The sequence below is a fragment of the Streptomyces chiangmaiensis genome, assembly GCF_036281785.1.
GTDB lineage: Bacteria > Actinomycetota > Actinomycetes > Streptomycetales > Streptomycetaceae > Streptomyces > Streptomyces chiangmaiensis.
The window spans coordinates 1-17,830 of record NZ_JAYWVC010000163.1 but is presented as its reverse complement, the minus strand read 5'-3'; the positions used below and the strand labels follow the sequence as shown (position 1 = coordinate 17,830).

Below are 17,830 nucleotides of genomic sequence, written 5' to 3'. Positions count from 1 at the left end.
CGTACCCGTGTTCATCGCCACGCCGACGTCCGCCTGCGCCAGGGCCGGCGCGTCGTTGGTGCCGTCACCGGTCATCGCGACGAGCTTGCCGCCCGCCTGCTCTCGCTTGATCAGGGCCATCTTGTCCTCGGGAGTGGCCTCCGCGAGGAAGTCGTCGACGCCCGCCTCCTCGGCGATCGCCTTGGCCGTCAGCGGGTTGTCACCCGTGATCATGACGGTCTTGATGCCCATGCGGCGCAGCTCGTCGAACCGCTCCCGCATGCCGTCCTTGACGACGTCCTTGAGGTGGATGACACCGAGCACCCGGGCGCCCTGATCGTCCCTGACGGCGACCAGCAGCGGGGTGCCGCCCGCCTCGGAGATGCGGTTGGCGATCGCGTCCGCGTCCTGGGCGACCGTGCCGCCCTGCTCCTGCACCCAGGCGATGACCGAACCGGACGCACCCTTGCGGATCTTCTTGCCGTCGACGTCCACACCCGACATACGGGTCTGGGCGGTGAAGGCGATCCACTCGGCGTGCGCCAGCTCGCCCTGGTGACGCTCGCGCAGACCGTACTTCTCCTTCGCCAGGACGACGATGGAGCGGCCCTCGGGGGTCTCGTCGGCCAGCGACGACAGCTGAGCGGCGTCCGCGACCTCGGCCTCGGTGGTGCCGCTGACGGGGAGGAACTCGGCGGCCTGGCGGTTGCCGAGCGTGATGGTGCCGGTCTTGTCGAGCAGCAGCGTGGAGACGTCGCCGGCGGCCTCGACCGCACGACCGGACATCGCAAGGACATTGCGCTGGACCAGGCGGTCCATGCCCGCGATACCGATCGCCGACAGCAGCGCGCCGATCGTGGTCGGGATCAGACAGACCAGCAGGGCCACCAGCACGACCATCGTCAGGTGCGTGCCCGCGTAGTTGGCGAACGGGGGCAGCGTGGCACACGCAAGGAGGAAGACGATCGTCAGCGACGCCAGCAGGATGTTCAGCGCGATCTCGTTCGGCGTCTTCTGCCGGGCCGCGCCCTCCACGAGGCTGATCATCCGGTCGATGAAGGTCTCGCCCGGCTTCGTCGTGATCTTGATGACGATGCGGTCGGACAGCACCTTCGTACCGCCGGTCACCGCGGACCGGTCACCGCCGGACTCACGGATGACAGGCGCCGACTCACCGGTGATAGCCGACTCGTCGACGGATGCGACGCCCTCGATGACGTCGCCGTCACCGGGGATGACGTCGCCGGCCTCGCAGACGACCAGGTCACCGATCTTCAGATCGGTGCCGGGCACCCGCTCCTCGGTCCTGCCGTCCTGCAGCAGCCGACGCGCCACCGTGTCCGTCTTGGCCTTGCGCAGGGTGTCGGCCTGCGCCTTGCCACGGCCCTCTGCGACGGCCTCCGCGAGGTTGGCGAAGATGACCGTCAGCCACAGCCAGGCGCTGATCGCCCAGCCGAACCAGTCGCCCGGGTCCTTGAAGGAGAACACCGTGGTCAGGATGGAGCCGACCCACACCACGAACATCACGGGGGACTTGATCATCACCCGCGGGTCGAGCTTGCGGAAGGCGTCCGGCAGCGACTTGATCAGCTGCTTCGGGTCGAAAAGGCCCGCGCCGACACGACCCTCGGCGGTCTTGTGCCCGGTGGGTACGTCGCTGTGCGGCGCCCGGGTCGGAGTGGCTGTGGACATCGAGTCCTCTTGCTTCTCTGTGCGAGTGGTCATGACGCCAGCCCCTCGGCCAGCGGACCCAGCGCCAGCGCCGGGAAGTACGTCAGACCGGTGATGATCAGGATCGCGCCCACCAGCAGGCCGGTGAACAGCGGCTTCTCGGTGCGCAGGGTGCCCGCGGTGACCGGGACCGGCTTCTGCTCGGCCAGCGAGCCGGCCAGCGCCAGGACGAACACCATCGGCAGGAAACGACCGAACAGCATCGCCAGGCCCAGGGTGGTGTTGAACCACTGGGTGTCCGCGTTCAGACCGGCGAAGGCCGAGCCGTTGTTGTTGGAGGCGGACGTGTAGGCGTAGAGGATCTCGGAGAACCCGTGCGCCCCGCTGTTGGTCATCGAGTTGCCGGGCGTCGGCAGGGCCATCGCGAACGCGGTGAACACCAATACCAGCGCCGGGGTGATCAGGATGTATATGGCTGCGAGCTTGATCTCGCGCGAGCCGATCTTCTTGCCCAGGTACTCGGGAGTACGGCCGACCATCAGACCGGCGATGAACACCGCGATGATCGCCAGGATCAGGATGCCGTACAGACCGGAGCCCGTACCACCGGGGGCGATCTCGCCCAGCATCATGCTGAGCATGGTGATGCCGCCGCCGAGGCCGGTGAAGGAGGAGTGGAACGAGTCCACCGCACCGGTCGAGGTGAGAGTAGTCGACACCGCGAAGATCGACGAGGCGCCGACACCGAAGCGGTTCTCCTTGCCCTCGTACGCCCCGCCGGCGATCTGGAAGGCCGGGCCGTGGTGGGCGAACTCGGTCCACATCATCAGGGCGACGAAGCCGACCCAGATGGTGCCCATCGTGGCGAGGATCGCGTAGCCCTGCTTCACCGAGCCGACCAACACACCGAACGTGCGGGTCAGCGAGAACGGGATGACCAGCAGCAGGAAGATCTCGAAGAGGTTGCTGAAGGGTGTCGGGTTCTCGAAGGGGTGGGCCGAGTTGGCGTTGAAGTAACCACCGCCGTTGGTGCCCAGCTCCTTGATGGCCTCCTGCGAGGCGACCGCGCCGCCGTTCCACTGCTGGGAGCCGCCCATGAACTGGCCGACCTCATGGATGCCGGAGAAGTTCTGGATGGCACCGAGGGCGACCAGGACGACGGCGGCGATCGCGGCCAGCGGCACCAGGATGCGGATCGTGCCGCGCACCAGGTCGGCCCAGAAGTTGCCCAGGTCACCGGTGCGCGAGCGCGCGAAGCCGCGCACCAGGGCCACGGCGACGGCGATGCCGACCGCCGCGGAGACGAAGTTCTGCACGGCCAGGCCGGCGGTCTGCACGACGTGGCCCATGGCCTGCTCGCCGTAGTACGACTGCCAGTTCGTGTTGGTCACGAAGGACACGGCGGTGTTGAACGCCTGGTCCGGGTCGACGGCCTGGAAGCCGAGCGAGCCGGGCAGGACGCCCTGGAGCCGCTGCAGCAGGTAGAGGAAGAGAATGCCGGCCGCGGAGAAGGCGAGCACACCGCGCAGGTACGCGGGCCAGCGCATCTCCGTGTCGGGGTTGGCACCGATGCCCTTGTAGATCCACTTCTCGACGCGCCAGTGCTTGTCGGAGGAGTAGACCTTGGCCATGTAGTTGCCGAGGGGGACGTAGCAGAGCGCCAGAGCGGCGATCAGGGCGAGCAGCTGAAGCACGCCTGCAAGTACGGGACCCATGTCGTGTCTCAGAACCTCTCCGGGAAGATCAGGGCGAGGACGAGATAGCCCAGCAGGGCGACGGCCACGACCAGGCCGACGATGTTCTCGGCGGTCACAGCTTCGTCACCCCCTTGGCGACGAAGATCACCAGCGCGAAGCACGCGATCGTGGTGACGACGAAGGCCAGATCGGCCATCGTGAGCTCCTGGATTGAGGTTCGGGTTGGAACAAGGACGGTTAAGAAAAACAGCCTTCCTGTCCGGATTCGACTCCCGTTGACGTCCTCCTTACGGCGCTCTGCGCTCCTTTGACGGGACTCTTACGCAGTCTGCAGATCACCGCGTCGGTCTCCCGGCGCACCGCGTGCGCCACGACGGCTCCCCGCTGGTTCTGCAGCAGGCGCTGCGAGAGCCGCTCCGGCTCCGTCTCCGGGATCAGCACGGTCACGCGGGTGGCCGGCTCGCTCACGCTGACCTTGCGGACGTACGCGGCGATGGGCCGGCCGAGGGAACGGCGCTCGCAGGTGAGCCGGACCAGTGGCACACCGGGGTCCCATTCGGCCCACGCACGTTCCAGGGCGTGCGTCCGGGCACGGTCCTCGGGGTCGGGATGGCAGACGGTGACGGCACGGACCTCGTCGCCGAGGGAGGTTGCGGCCGTCAGGGCCTCCGAGGTCAGCCGGGACAGCGAGGAGACGGGCACGATCACGACCGAGCGATAGCGGTGCGGGGCCTCGGGGATACGCCCCAGGCGCAGGCGCTCACCGATCCGGGTGTAGGCACGATGCACCGCCGCGAAGGCAAGCACCAGGAGCGGTAGGGTGATCACGATGAGCCAGGCGCCGTCTGCGAATTTGCTCGCGGTGACGACGACGGTCGAGACACCGGTGAGCAGCGCACCGAATCCGTTGAGCAGTGCCTTGCCGCGCCAGGCCGGTCCCCGCTCCTCGCGCCAGTGCCGGACCATGCCGACCTGGGCGATGGTGAAGCCGACGAAGACGCCGATGGCGAAGAGCGGCACGAGGGTGTTGGTGTCGCCACCCGAGAACACCAGCAGCGCGGCCGAGACCAGAGCCAGGGCGAGCACACCGTGCCGGTGGACCTGCCGGCCGGCCTTCAGGGCGAAGACATGCGGCATGTAATTGTCACGGGCCAGCAGCTTCAGCAGCACCGGCAGTCCGCCGAAGGAGGTGTTCGCGGACAGCGCCAGCAGGATCATCGTGGCGAACTGGATGACGTAGAACGCCCAGTTGTGGCCGAGCGAGGCGTCCGCGAGCTGGGCGAGGACGGTGACGCCCTGGACCGGCTGGAGGTGGAAGCGGGAGATCAGCACCGACAGGCCGATGAGCATCACGCCGAGCACGGCACCGAGGGCGACTTCCGCACGCTGGGCGCGTCTGACGCGCGAGAGGCGGAAGGAGGGGACGGCATTGGCGATGGCCTCGACACCGGTCAGCGCGGCACAGCCCGAGGCGAAGGCCTTCAGCAGAAGCAGGACGCCCACGGTGGAGGCGTTGTCGGCGAGGGCCGAGGCGTGCCCGGCCGCACTGACGGTGGTCACCGGCGCGGAGCGGAAAAGCCCCACCAGGATGAGCACGAAGATCGATCCGACGAACACGACGGTCGGCGCGATGAACGCCTTGGCCGACTCCACGATGCCGCGCAGGTTCACCGCCGTGATCAGCGCGAGCACCGCGAGGCACAGCCATAGGCGGTCGCCGTACAGGACCGGGAAGGCGGAGGTCAGAGCGGCCACACCGGCCGTGACGGCGACGGCGACGTTCAGTACGTAGTCCAGCACCAGTGAGGCGGCCGCCACCAGGCTCGTCCGCGCGCCCAGATGCCTCTTGGCGACGGCGTACGAACCGCCGCCGTCCGGGAAGGCCGCGATCACCTGCCGGTAGGAGGCGACGAGCACCGCCAGCAGTCCCGCGATGGCCAGGGTGACGGGGAGCGTGAACCCCAGCCCGTGCGCCCCCGCGGCGGCCAGCACAAGGACGATCGCCTCGGGTCCGTACGCCACCGACGCCATCGCGTCCAGGGACAGTGCGGCCAGGCCCGTGACGGCCGTGAGCCGGTGCCGCTCGCCGGTATCGGGCGGCTCCTCGCCGGCGGGGACGGCACCCGGTTCGGCGGTGAGAAGGGGCATGAGCGGGTACTCCCTCGCGCTGGATGAACGTCCGCGCGCGCAAGGACCCGCGCGGTGCACCCATGGTGGTGTGCCGGGCCCGCCGTGACCGACGGCTCCTTGCGCGTTCTTCGCGCCGAACCGGCCGACCTTGACAGCGTCTTGACGCACATGTGACGTGGGTAACCGGTGCCCTTCGCTGCGACCGCGTCAAGAACGGCCAGTGCCTCGTCAGAGTCGTATCAAGGTGCGTCGCCCCGGCTCACGCGGTCCCTATCGTCGGCGGTATGGGACGCCGCAACGACGCTCGAGACGACACGGCGGGCGCGCGCGCGCAGGAAGCCGACCACGCGGTGTACGACCGGTGCTGGACCGGGAACCTGCACAGCTCGATCCGCTGCGCGGCCCTGCTCCTCGCCATGCTGCTCCTGGTCGACTGGGGCTCCGGCAACCAGACGTGGTGGCGTGCCGCGCTGTGGCTCGCGCTCTCGCTCCTGCTCTTCCTGGTGCTCTTCCCACGGCGGGTGTCCGCGGGCGAGGGCTGGCTGGCCTCGCGCGGGCTGCTGGGCACACAACGGGTCCGCACCGACATGCTGGTGTCGCTGCGCAGTCTGGAGGGCGTCTCCCAACGGCTCGTGCTGCGCGACGCGTTCGGCGAGCGGGTCGAGCTGGACCCCCAGGTCCTGGTGAACAACCCCGACCTCTGGTACCGCGTCCACGAGGACGTGCGCAAGTCCGCCGATCTCGGTTCGCTGCTGTGCGGGTCGACCGCGCTGCGCCGCGTCCAGGAGCGGATCGAGCGCGAGACCGCCCGGACCGTGTTCAAGATGTCCGGTCTTGAATGACGGCTCCGCCACCCCGCCGGACTCAGCCCCCGCGGCCCGCGGGATGCGGCTGAACGCCCGTCGTGAGGATGTCGAGACCACGCCGAGTTGTCGCCAGGACCACTCGGTCCCCGGCCCGCAGGACCCTCCCCTGCGGCGGGCGCCAGTCGAAACCGGGCCGGTCGAGGCGGAGCCCGGTGAGGGTGTCCTTGGGGGACGGCTCCGTCGGCGCTCCCGCGGCTCCCACAGCCAGCACCCTCCATTCGTTCTTGCGGAACGCCTCGTGCACGGAGCGCCGCTCCAGCTCGGGGTGGCCGGCCACGTCAACGGTGGTGAACAGCAGCGAGCCGCGCTCCACGGGCATCACCCCCAGCACATGGCGGCCCATCATGGCGGCGGCGAAGGACGGCGCGGCCAGCGCCTAGACGCTGCGGCTGCGCGTCAGCGCGTCGGGGTAGGAGGCGCGAAGGGTGCGCTGCACGGTGGCGGCGAAGTCGTCGTCGTACAGCCGCATCACCGCCCTCACCGCCGGATTGGTCTCCCGTGCGGCCATCACGATGTCGAGGTTCTCGCCGTCGTCACGGGTGAGGACCAGCAGCGACAGGCTCTGACCGATCCGCGCGAGGTCCAGGACGCCCGGCGCGGCAGCGTCCTCGATGATCAGCGGTACGCCGAGTTCGCGGGCGAGCGGGACGCCCCGCGCACGCGGGTCGCGTTCGATGACCACGACCTGGTGGTCGGTGGTGCGCAGCCGGGCGAGCACCCGGGTGCCGATCTTGCCCAGGCCGACCAGCACGATGTGCCCGCGCAGCCCGTCCTCGGGCGGATGACTCGCCGACCCGGCGCGGAAGGCCTCGGTGGCGTTGACGGCCGCTGCCACCACGAGCGGCAGCACGGCCAGCCCGACGAACCCGGCGATCAACTGCAGAATGCGGCGGGCGACGGACTCGTCGGTGGCTGGGTCGCCCATCGTGAAGATGTCCAGCAGCGGCAGGTACACGTTCTTCCACCACGGGTGCTCGTCCGCGAAGAGTGCCGTGGCCGCAGCGAGCGCCACCACGATCGCGGCCAGCGCGCCGAAGACGGCGGTGACCTCGCGGGAGAGGAAGACCTTCCACGGTAAGTGCCCGAGCCGTCCCCGCAGCCAGGCCGCGAGCCGACCGCGCGGCTTGCGGGCGGCCGGCTCCGGCGTGCGGTGGTGGGTGACCTCCTCGAGCATCAGCCGGCCGTGTGTGAACTGCCGGTGGTACGCCGTGAGATGGTCCGGCAGCAGTTGAGTGCCGTCCTCGCCGGGGGTCTCGGGGCTGTCCTGGCTCGCCGGGTCGTCCTGGTGGGCACCCGACAGCACGGCGAGCGTGGCCAGGTCGGTAGGTTGCTGAGGCGCGCCGGCGGGGCGTACGACACCGCGGAACACCTTTCCCTCCACCTGCAGGGTGTGGCCCTGACCGACCGCGGCGGCCGCCACGAGTTCGGGTACGGCTGTGTCGGCGTCGGAGAGAACGGTGGTGGACGTGTCCTGTGCCGGATCGTCGCCGTGTGCCGCCGCCCGGTCCAGAAGGCGCTCCAGGTGGCGGCCCCGTTCCTTGTTGAACATACGGACGACCAGCCGTATGGAGGGGTTCAGGGTGCGGGCCAGCAGAGCGGCCGTCATGTTGACCTGGTCGTCGCGGTAGGTGAGGGCGAGCGCGGCGGCTCGCTCGACTCCGGCGTCCCGAAGGGTCCGCTCGTCCGGGTGTGTGGCCTCCAGCAGCTCGACCGGCGAATGCGGGTCATGGTCCAGTACGGCGACGCCCGCGCCGTACTCGCGACCGGAGGGCAGCACGACAGTGACGGTCTCGCCGCAGACGGCGTCGAGTTCCACGGCGAGCCGGTGTGCGAGCCCGTCGTCGCCGCAGATCACCATGTGTTGGGATCGCTGACCAAATTCCGTTCCAAGCTGGATGGTTGACGTCACATCAGCTATGAACGGAGGTCCGTGGGCACACGGTTCCGAGCGACGGGCGGTTGCCCGTCAAGATCCCGTATGGAGGCCCGCAGTGGCACGCCCGCGCGGGGTCAGCCCTCGCGCGCCGCCCCGCCGTGTCGAGCGCCGGCCCCGTCTGGTCGGCCGGCGTCACCGCCACCAGACGGGCCTGGAGCGGAGGCACGGGCCCCGCACCCGGGGTGAGCATGAAGCGCCACCGACAGTGGCCGTCGCCGTAGGCGCGCAGCTCGATCTCTCCCTCGGGCCTGCCGTCCGCAGTGAGGTCCCAGCGGCGGGCGTCGACCGACAGCCTCCGGTCCTGTCGCAGCCGCGGCGGCTGCCCCAGGAGCGTGCCGTAATCGAAACGGCAGGCACGCAGGCCGAGCAGTTCGGTCAGTTCCCCGCGGACATGGTCGACCATGATGTCGGCGGATCCGGCGGACTGGACGAGGGTGGCGTGGCGTGGATGCGGGCGACATGGCCGGCGTCCGTGTCCGTGATCACCTCGAGACGCCGGGCCCGTGCCGCAAGAGCGGATACGCATGCCCGGTCGCCTCGGCGACGGGCAGGGACAGCACCATGGTCAGACCGCCGCCGGGCGTGTCCTCGGGGATGAGGGTTCCCTTCATCGCTTCGGCCAGGCCTTTGGAGAGGGCGAGACCAAGGCCCAGGCCCGTGGTGTTGTCGGTGTCTCCCAGGCGTTGGAAGGGCTCGAAGAGCCGGTCACGGCCGGTCGGCGGAAGGCCGGGGCCGCGGTCCACGACCCGCACTTCGACCCGGTCGGCCAGCGCGCTGGCGGTCACCAGCACCTTGGAGCCGGGCGGAGTGTGGCGGGCGGCGTTGCCGACCAGGTTGGCGATCACCCGCTCCAACAGGGGCGGGTCCACCAGCAGCGCCGGTATGCCCTCCAGGTCCCCCGCCTCGACCGCTGAGAAGTCCGCCAGCGCCGTCGGCAGCACCTCCTCCAGCGCGGTGGCGCGCAGTTTCAGCGTGAGGACCCCCGCCTCCAGACGGCTCAGATCGAGAAGGTTCTCCACCAGCCGGTTGAGCTTCGCCATGGACTCGTCGGCGGTCGCCAGCAACTCGTCCCGGTCCTCGGGCGAGAACTCCACGTCGCGGCTGCGCAGCGAGGTGACTGCGGCCCAGCCCGCCGCGAGCGGGGTGCGCAGGTCGTGGCCGACGGCCCGCAGCAACGCCGTACGCATCCGGTCGGCGGCCTTGACCGGTTCGACCTCCGCGGCGGCCTCGGCGAGCCGGGCCCGCTCGACGGCGGATCCCACATGCGCGGCGAAGGCGGCGAGCACGCGCCGCTCGGACGACGACAGAGTGCGGCCGCGCAGCGCAAGGAACGCGCCGGGGCCCGCCGGCACAGCGGTGACACCCTCGGCGTCGGGTGGTTCGTCCACCAGTTCGGCCGACTCCATGCCGAAGGTCTCCCGGGTCCGCTCCAGCAGGGCGGGAATCGTCTGGCCCCCGCGCACGATGCTGCCCGCCAGCGAGGACATGGTCTCCGCTTCGGCGGCGGCGCGCGCCGAGCGCCGGGACAGGCGCAGAGAACGGTCGACGACGGCGGCCACGACGGCGGCGACCACCGCGAAGACGGCGAGGGCGAGCAGTGCGTTCGGATCGTTCAGGGTGAACTGGCCTATGGGCGGGATGAACCAGTAGTTGAGCAACAGCGACGCCGTCACGGAGGCGATCACCGCCGAGGCGACCCCGCCGATGCACGCAACGCCCACCACGGCGAGCAGGAAGAGCAGGGCCTCACTGGTGAGATTCAGGGTGCCGCGCACCTGGGCGAGGAGGACCGTGAGCAGCACCGGCAGCACCAGGCCGGCCACCGGTCCGGCGATCAGCCGGGCCGTGGAAAGCGTGCGGCGCCGTGAGGGCAGCAGCGTGCCTCGTCCTGCGCGTTCGTGCGTGACCATGTGGACGTCGATGTCACCGGAGAGAGCCGTCACGCTCTCTCCGGTCCCCGGGCCCGTGAGGAACCGCTCCAGGCGGCCCCGGCGGCTCGTGCCGAGCACGAGCTGGGTGGCGTTCTCGGCGCGGGCGAAGTCCACCAGCGTGGTGGTGACGTCGTCGCCGACGATCGAGTGGTAGCTGCCGCCGAGGTCCTCCACCAGCCGGCGCTGCCGGGCGAGGGAGGCGTGCGACACGCCCGCGGCAAGCCCGTCACTGCGGGCCACGTGCACCGCGAGCAGATCGCCTCCGGCGGAGCGGGCGGCGATCCGCGCGGCACGACGGATCAGGGTGTCGCCCTCCGGCCCGCCGGTCAGGGCGACGACCACGCGCTCACGGGTCTCCCACACCCTGCCTATGGCGTGTTCGGCCCGGTACGTGTGCAGCGCCTCGTCCACCCGGTCGGCCACCCACAGCAACGCCAGCTGACGCAACGCGGTCAGGTTTCCGGTCCGGAAGTATTTGGCGAGGGCGGCGTCGATCTTCTCCGGTGCGTAGATGTTGCCGTGTGCCATGCGGCGGCGCAGTCCCTCCGGGGGCATGTCCACCAGTTCGATCTGATGGGCGCGCCGTACGACCTCGTCGGGCACCGTCTCGTGCTGCGGCACCCCGGTGATCTTCTCGACGACGTCCTTCAGGGACTCCAGGTGCTGGACGTTGACGGCGGTGATGACATCGATTCCGGCCACAAGCAGCCGTTCGATGTCCTGCCAGCGCTTGGGGTTGCGCCCCCCGCCGGGCACGTTCGTATGCGCGAGTTCATCGACCAGGGCCACATCGGGCCGGCGTTCCAGCACCGCGTCCAGGTCCATCTCGGGGAACACGCCCTCGCGGTACTCGCACCGCGCGCGGGGCACGATCTCCAGCCCCTCCAGCATCTTCTCGGTCTGCTGACGACCGTGGCATTCCGCGAACCCGACCACTACGTCTGCGCCCCGGGCGGCCCGACGCCGCCCCTCGTCGAGCATCCGGTAAGTCTTGCCGACTCCCGGTGCGGCACCGAGGTACACCTTGAGTCGTCCGGGCCGTACGTCATTCATCGCAGCCGAGGCGCTCCGCTCATTGGCTCAACTCCCACGGGGGGACGGGTCACTTCGCACTCACTGATCCCACGGAAGCCCTTTTCCGAGCCCGTCGGCACAGCCGTTAGCGGATCCTTGGCGTCGCTCACGTGGACCTTGACACTGTCTTGACGCGTCCTGGACCGATAGGGTGAGGGCGGTGTGCCGGGAAGTCTGGTCGGCGGGGAGCCAAGGTGGCTCCTTCGAGCCCAGGGGACGGCATGCGCAGCGTAGGGACGGTTCTGTCACTCGTCATACTGGCCACCGTCGTGGCGACCTTCGCCCGACGGTGGCGTATCCCCGCGCCCTCACTGCTCGTGGTCGCGGGCCTCGCCGTCGCGCTGCTGCCGGGCACCCCGGAGATCCAGATCAGCCCCGAGGTCATCGGGCTCGTCGTGCTGCCGCCCCTGCTGTACGCGAGCGCCGAGGAGATGTACTGGCGCGAACTGCGCGCGGTGTGGAAGCCGGTGGGGGTACTGGCCGTCGGTCTTGTCCTGGCGTCGGCGGCCGCGGTCGCGGCGGTGGCGTCGCTGGTGACGCCCTTGCCGTGGCAGATGGCCCTCGTGCTGGGTGCCGTGCTGGCGAGCACCGATCCGGTGGCGGTCACGGCCCTCGGCCGCCGGCTCGCGCTGCCGCCCAAGGTCCAGGTGCTGGTCCAGGCGGAGAGCCTCTTCAACGACGCGACCTCACTGGTGCTGTTTCGGGTGGCGGTGGGCGTCGCCGTGGCGTCCGCGGCCGCCGACTGGGGTTCGGCGGGCGGCGAGTTCATGGTGCTGGCCGGCGGTGGAACGCTGATCGGTGCCGCACTGGCCGGAGTGGTCACCCTCATCCGGCGGCGTACCGAGGACCCGGTCCTGGAAACAGTGATCGCCCTGGTCACGCCGTACGCCGCCTACGTCCTCGCGGAGGCCGCACACACCTCCGGCGTCACGTCCGTCGTGGTGGCCGGCGTGGTCCTCGGCGGGCGGGGCGACCGGCTCACCAACGCCCGCATCAGGCTCCAGTTGCACGCGGTGTACGGCACGGTGGTGTTCCTGCTCGAGAGCGTCGTGTTCAGCCTCATAGGCCTGGCCCTGCCCGCACAGGTGCGGGCGCTGTCCGACGGCGACCGGGCCTGGCCGCTGTACGCCCTGGCCGTCGCGGGAACGCTGATCGCCGTGCGCCTGTTGTGGCTGGCGCCCCTGTCCGCGGTCGTGCAGCGCAAGGGCGGGATCCAGCGCATGAACTGGCGCGTGCCGATGGTCCTGACCTGGGCGGGCACCCGCGGGGTCGTCCCCTTGGCGGCGGCCCTGTCGATTCCCGTGACCACGGCACACGGCGCCGCGCTCACGCAGCGGCCCCTCGTGCTCGTCCTGACGACATCGGTCGTGGTCGTCACCCTCGTCGTCCAGGGCTTCACCCTGGCCCCGGTCGTCCGGCGCTCGGGCATCGCGCTGGAACCCGACCACACGGAGCGCGAGGAGGCCGCGGCCCGGTGCAGCCTGGCCGGGGCCGGGATCCGGCGCCTGGACGAGCTGGCCGAGCTGGAGGCCGCGCCGGACGTCGTCATCGACCGGCTCCGCCGGGGGCTGAACGCCCGGCTCGAGGACGCCCGCGACCGTCTCGCGGACACCAACGGCGGGATGCCCGCGGAATCCGCCGACCTCGTCTACCGCCAGCTGCGCCGCGACCTGATCGCGGTCGAGGGGGCGGAACTCCAGCGTCTGTACGACGAGCACGCGATCAGCGACACGACCCGCAGGCGCCTCCAGCGCTCCCTGGACCTGGAAGAGGCCAGGCTGGCGGACGCGTGAGAGCGGGGAGGGCTCAGCGGAACTCGGCGAGCCGGGGCCGCAGTCCGAGGGCGGTGAGGGCGGCCGCGGCGATCAGCAGACCCCCCGCCCACGGCAGCATGGTGCCCACGGCCGAGCGTCCTTCCCGCACCGAGGTCGTGAAGTGGGCTCGGTTGATGTCCGTGACCTTGTCCAGCGCGGCCATCCACTCCCCGAAGTGCGCGTGGGACGTGCCGGGCTCCCAGCCCATGCAGAATTCCGCTGCTTCGTGCTGCTTGCCGGCCGCGAGCAGGGCGCGGATCGTGCGGTCGTCGCGCTGGTAGACGGCGTAGGCGTCCACGGTCTTCTCGGCCGCGGCCCGTTCGCCGGAGAAGGTGATGTTGTCGAGTTCGCGCCGGAACTCGCCGGTGAAGCGCAGGTCGTCACGGTCGGTGTGGTAGGCCTGCCGGGTGGCGGCGAGCCCGGCGTCGTACGTCGCCAAAGTGGCGCCCTTGATGCCGTACAGCTGCTGGGACTTGGCGAGGAACGAGCGCGCGTACCGGTCGCGGCGCTCGGGATCGAGCAGATAGCGGCTCTCGTCGGCGTTGGCGTCGTAGGCGATGGCGCGGGCCCGGGAGAGGGCGACGACGGAGTCGAAGGCGTCACGGCGGGCGACCCGCAGATGTCCGGCGGAGGCGGAGAGCATCTGCGCTCCGAGGACCACCGCCACCAGGGTGCAGGCAGTTGCAGCGAGCACACCGGGGTTGAGGATCCGGTGGAAACGGCGGGCCAGACACCACTGGAGAACGCCCAGCACGGCGAGCAGCAGCGCGCCGAGGACCAGCGCGGCGATGAGCTGCGTGGAAAGGTTCGAGCGGGCCCGGGCGTACTGGCCGTCGAACGCCGTGTCGTTGGACTCCACCAGCCGCCGTGCATCAGGCAGCAGGTGCCCCTGGAGCAGATCCGTCGCCGTGCGGTAGTCGGCCAGTGCGGCCGCCTTGCTGCCGCTGCGCCCGTCGTTCTCCAGTGCGCGGCCGAGGAGCTCCTGGTACTCGGCGAAGTCGTCGGTCAGCGACTCGACGGTCCGCTCGTCGGCCCGATCGCCCTCTGCGGCGACGGCCAGGGAGCGCAGGTCGTGGCCGATCTCGCGGCGGGCGGCCCCGTAGAAGCCGACCGCCTTTTCGTATGGCGTCACCAGGCGCCCTTGGCCCGCGTTCCCGCTGGACAGCAGGATGTTGGCGGCCTGGGCGTCCATGTCGTTCAGGGCGAGGTTCAGGTCGGCGGCGCTGGTGGTACGGGGCGCGTCGCGGTGGGCGACGGCGTCCCAGGTCCCGGTGGTGGCCTGGCCGGCCAGCAGGAGAAGCAGGGCCAGGGCGGCGGCGAGCGAGACCGTGACCGCGCGCAGGAAGCGCAGACGCGCGGGCAGGGTGGCCCAGCAGCGGCGGCGCAGAGCGGCCCGCACGGCCACGGTCTCGCGGCGGAGGTGACGCCTCCGCCCGCCCGGCCGCGGCCCCCCTCGTGGCCGCGAGCCGTTGCCCCCCTCGGACGGGACGACCGCCGGTTGCCGTGGTGGCGCGCCCACCCCTTTCGGGGCGCGCGTTGTGCCGGCCGTGATCGTCACGGTCCCTCCAACGTCGGACCACGGACGGTCGCCCGTCCCCCGTTGCCGCTCAGTCTGCGACCGTTTCCGGCCACGCGCGGTCTGCGTTGACGCGCCCCTGATGCGTTCTCAGGCCGGATTGACGGGACCTTTACGCGCTCCGCGCATGCCGCGTATGAGAGCCGCAAATTCCATGGTGAGCTGGGAAGTTCAGGCGCCGGACGTTGCTAGAGTCTCCAGTCGGCCGGCCAAGAGGCCGCGGACGTCACTGGCATGACGCCTCTCTTTCGGAAGCTCCATTCCGAGACGCCTCGGGACGGCCGAGCGCGCGGTGCCCCGTCGTCCCATGTCCGGCCTGCGCGCGCACCCGTGCGGTGCCGGGGCCCCGGCACCGCACGGCCCAGCGACCAGCCCGTTTCTGTCGGCCCGAACGGTACGTCCGCGTGCCTCGGTGCGTGGACACCGGTTCCCACCGAGGCACGAAGGTGTCCATGCTTCCCGCCGCTCCTCAGCAGGCCCTCGACCTCCCGCTCCGCCCAGAGCGCAGCAGGATCGCCGGCCCGGGGGCTCGGTGGGCTGGTCCTGCCCTTCGTCGGCATCAAGCTGATCGACATGCTGACCTCGGCGGTGCCCGGCCTCGGCTGAGCCGCCCTTCGTCCTGGGCCGGTCGGCCCCGCCAAGAACGCGTACAGGCACGTCAGAGTGGCGTATGAGAACCCGTGTCGGGCTTGTCCCGGGTCTGGGGAGCCATTTGGATGGACGCGTGAACAGCGCATGGCTCCTTTTCGACCGGCCGCCGAGTCCCGGCGCGACCCGTCGTGCGCCTCGCTGCCCGGAATCGCCCGCGTCCGCCTTCTGACGCCGACGCGTCTTCCGTAGCCCTTGGGGCGCCGTGACCCATGTCCGGCGCCCCTTCTCGTATCCGCACATCACCGGCCGCCCGCACGGGCCGAGCCGGCGTGCCCGCATCCCTGGATGGACCATGTCCGACCTGTCGTCCCGTACCGTCCTCGTCACCGGAGCCACCTCCGGCATCGGCCTGGAAACCACACGCCTGCTCGCAGAGCGCGGCGCCACCGTGCTGCTGCACGGACGCACCGCCGAGGAGACGCGAGCGGCCGTCGACCGTCTCGTCGCCACGGCCGGCATCGGCGAGGCCCAACTGCACCCCTACGCCGCCGACTTCGCACGCCTTGAGGAGGTCGAGGCCCTGGCGGAGCGCGTCGTGCGCGAACACCCGCACCTGGACGTGCTGGTGAACAACGCCGGTATGGCGGCACCGGAACGCCACACCGTCACCCCGGACGGCAACGAGATCGCCTTCCAGGTCAACTTCCTGGCGCACTATCTGCTGACCTGCCTGCTGGAGCCCGCGCTCACCAGCGATCCGGGCGGCCGTGTCGTCAACGTCTCGTCCACCCTGCACCGCACGGCGTCGATCCAGTGGTCCGACCCGAACCGGGCCCGCCGCTACTCACGGCTGGCCGCCTACGCCCAGTCCCAGCTCGCGCTCACCGTCTTCGCGGCCGACCCGCGCGTCGCCGCGGTCTCCGTGCACCCGGGCATCTGCGACACCGCGCTCCTGCCGCTCTACGCGCTCGAGGGTGCCGCACCCGCCGAGGGCGCCGTGCACGTGGTCCGGCTGTGCGACCCGGCGGTGGAGATCGTCAACGGCGCGTACTACGACCGCGCCGAGCGTGTCGACCCGGCACCGGCCGCCTTGGAGGAGCGCACGGTCAAGCGCCTCACCAAGCTGGCGGACCTTCTGGTCGGCCGCTCTGCTTGAACAACACATCAGAGAACAGGAGTTGACGCACATGTCCAGGCGAGCCCGGAAGAAGAAGGCCCGTCGCAAGAAGAAGGCGAACCACGGCAACAAGGCCGGCCAGGGCTGACGCCGGCCGGAGGGCGGGGTGAGCGTTCCGCCGACGGGCGCTCACCCCGCTTCTTTCGTCCCCTTTCACCGTCGAAGCGTCTTCGCCGTCAAGGCTTGCTCACCGTCGAAGCGTCTTCACCGTCCCGACGTGGAGGCATCGATGATCGAACTCGCACCCGACCGACTTCCCGCGCTCACCCGCTGGTTGCCCGCCGGCGCCCCGGGCCCGGCCGTCGTCGGGGAACACGTACTGGGCACCGGCATCGGGCACTGGTGGGCCGACAGGCCGGACCAGCCCCATGCGCTGGCCGTGTCCTGCGCGGGATACGCCGTGCTCCGCGGAGCCCCGGACACACTCACCCCCGAGGCCCTGGCACCCCTGGCGCACCACTACATCGACGCCCCGGTCCGGTTCCTGCCCGCTCTGCGGTCGGCCTTCGACCGTCTCACGCCGTGGGAGCGCATGGTCTGGACCCTGCAGGCCGAACCGCATCCCTCCCCCACCCCGCGCGGTGTGACCATACGGCGTCTCGAGCCCCGCGACGCCCACCTCATGGCCGCCCTCGACCCCGACGCGGCGTGGATCCATGGCACCTGGGGCGGCCCGGCGGGACTGGCCTCCTCCGGTCACGGCCGGGCCGCGGTGGACCGCGGCGGCGAGCTGCTGGCCGTCGCCTGTACGCACTTCCGCGGTACCCGCTACGAGGACGTGTCCGTCTTCACCCGCCCCGACCACCGCCGCCACCACCTCGGCCTGGCCTGTGTCACCGCGCTGTGCGCGGACATCACCGCGCGCGGTCACCAGCCCAGCTGGAACTGCTCCGCGCTCAACCGCGCGAGCCGGCTGCTGGCCTGGACCGCCGGCTTCCGGCTGGTGCGCGAGTACGTGCACCACGCGGCCGGAAGCCCCACCTGGCACAGTCGCCGCACAGCGGAGAGCCGCCCGTCCGGGGAGACGGCAGCCGCGCGGAAGGCTCTCTGACGGGACCGCCCGCTTCCCCCACCGGAGGCGGGCCACCCCGGGCGGCGTGACGCTGTGTATTCACCTCCGGCCGATCGGCCGTCCTCACGGGCCCCACACCCTTGCCGGCCGGGTTCCTGGCCTTTTGATGCTCTATTGATTCCGGTTTGATGCGACATTGATGACGGCGCCACCGTTCTTAACGGAAGCTTGACGCGACCGGTCCCTCCATCCGTGGGCCCGCGCGTCACTCTCTGCATACGCTGGTGCGGCCGTCCGTGTGATGGCCGATACCTGCACCGAGCCGTACACAGGAGAGCGCGCCGATGGCCACCACCGAACACCCACCACCTGCGAA

General features: G+C 70.7%; 13 protein-coding genes. 4 read left to right on the top strand and 9 right to left on the bottom strand.

What is annotated here, in order from left to right; translation table 11 throughout:
• From kdpB to VXC91_RS32520, 4 genes are all read right to left on the bottom strand, one after another.
• Positions 1-1,704: potassium-transporting ATPase subunit KdpB (gene kdpB / locus VXC91_RS32535; protein WP_329510943.1), on the bottom strand; the 1,704-nt coding region annotated here is incomplete at its 3' end.
• The gene (gene kdpA, locus VXC91_RS32530) at positions 1,701-3,365 is read right to left on the bottom strand and encodes a potassium-transporting ATPase subunit KdpA (protein WP_329510942.1); all 1,665 of its coding nucleotides are present in this window, start codon (positions 3,363-3,365) and stop codon (positions 1,701-1,703) included. The genes kdpB and kdpA, both read right to left, overlap by 4 nt.
• An 8-nt stretch (positions 3,366-3,373) precedes the next feature.
• The gene (gene kdpF / locus VXC91_RS32525) at positions 3,374-3,463 is read right to left on the bottom strand and encodes a K(+)-transporting ATPase subunit F (protein ID WP_016434100.1); all 90 of its coding nucleotides are present in this window, start codon (positions 3,461-3,463) and stop codon (positions 3,374-3,376) included.
• A 121-nt stretch (positions 3,464-3,584) separates the two neighbouring features.
• A complete protein-coding gene (locus VXC91_RS32520) occupies positions 3,585-5,495 on the bottom strand; it encodes an APC family permease (RefSeq protein ID WP_329510941.1) in 1,911 nt (636 codons plus the stop codon).
• Positions 5,496-5,761: 266 nt separating this feature from the next.
• Between VXC91_RS32520 and VXC91_RS32515 the strand changes: the two genes are divergently transcribed.
• A complete protein-coding gene (locus VXC91_RS32515) occupies positions 5,762-6,319 on the top strand; it encodes a hypothetical protein (RefSeq protein ID WP_329510940.1) in 558 nt (185 codons plus the stop codon).
• A 22-nt stretch (positions 6,320-6,341) separates the two neighbouring features.
• On the opposite strand, the gene VXC91_RS32510 is transcribed toward VXC91_RS32515, so the two are convergent.
• The 4 genes from VXC91_RS32510 to VXC91_RS32495 all read right to left on the bottom strand — a co-directional run bounded on the left by VXC91_RS32510 (position 6,342) and on the right by VXC91_RS32495 (position 11,263).
• On the bottom strand, positions 6,342-6,689 hold the full coding sequence (locus VXC91_RS32510; RefSeq protein ID WP_329510939.1) for a hypothetical protein: 348 nt from the start codon (positions 6,687-6,689) through the stop codon (positions 6,342-6,344).
• Positions 6,690-6,719: 30 nt separating this feature from the next.
• On the bottom strand, positions 6,720-8,201 hold the full coding sequence (locus VXC91_RS32505) for an NAD-binding protein (protein WP_329510938.1): 1,482 nt from the start codon (positions 8,199-8,201) through the stop codon (positions 6,720-6,722).
• Between the two features lie 52 nt (positions 8,202-8,253).
• Positions 8,254-8,682 (bottom strand): hypothetical protein, encoded by a 429-nt coding sequence (locus VXC91_RS32500; RefSeq protein WP_329510937.1) that lies wholly within the window; start codon positions 8,680-8,682, stop codon positions 8,254-8,256.
• Positions 8,683-8,761: 79 nt separating this feature from the next.
• Positions 8,762-11,263, bottom strand: coding sequence for a sensor histidine kinase (locus VXC91_RS32495; RefSeq protein ID WP_329510936.1), 2,502 nt, complete (start codon positions 11,261-11,263; stop codon positions 8,762-8,764).
• A gap of 242 nt (positions 11,264-11,505) precedes the next feature.
• Between VXC91_RS32495 and VXC91_RS32490 the strand changes: the two genes are divergently transcribed.
• A complete protein-coding gene (locus VXC91_RS32490; protein ID WP_329510935.1) occupies positions 11,506-13,077 on the top strand; it encodes a Na+/H+ antiporter in 1,572 nt (523 codons plus the stop codon).
• 13 nt (positions 13,078-13,090) lie between these two features.
• Here VXC91_RS32490 and VXC91_RS32485 read toward each other — a convergent pair whose 3' ends face one another.
• Entirely contained in the window at positions 13,091-14,497 is a 1,407-nt protein-coding gene (locus tag VXC91_RS32485) for a hypothetical protein (protein WP_329510934.1), read from the bottom strand.
• Between the two features lie 1,120 nt (positions 14,498-15,617).
• Between VXC91_RS32485 and VXC91_RS32480 the strand changes: the two genes are divergently transcribed.
• Both VXC91_RS32480 and VXC91_RS32475 read left to right on the top strand, forming a co-directional pair.
• The gene (locus VXC91_RS32480; protein ID WP_329510933.1) at positions 15,618-16,421 is read left to right on the top strand and encodes an SDR family NAD(P)-dependent oxidoreductase; all 804 of its coding nucleotides are present in this window, start codon (positions 15,618-15,620) and stop codon (positions 16,419-16,421) included.
• A 250-nt stretch (positions 16,422-16,671) separates the two neighbouring features.
• The gene (locus VXC91_RS32475) at positions 16,672-17,493 is read left to right on the top strand and encodes a GNAT family N-acetyltransferase (RefSeq protein WP_329510932.1); all 822 of its coding nucleotides are present in this window, start codon (positions 16,672-16,674) and stop codon (positions 17,491-17,493) included.
• Positions 17,494-17,830: the final 337 nt, after the last annotated feature.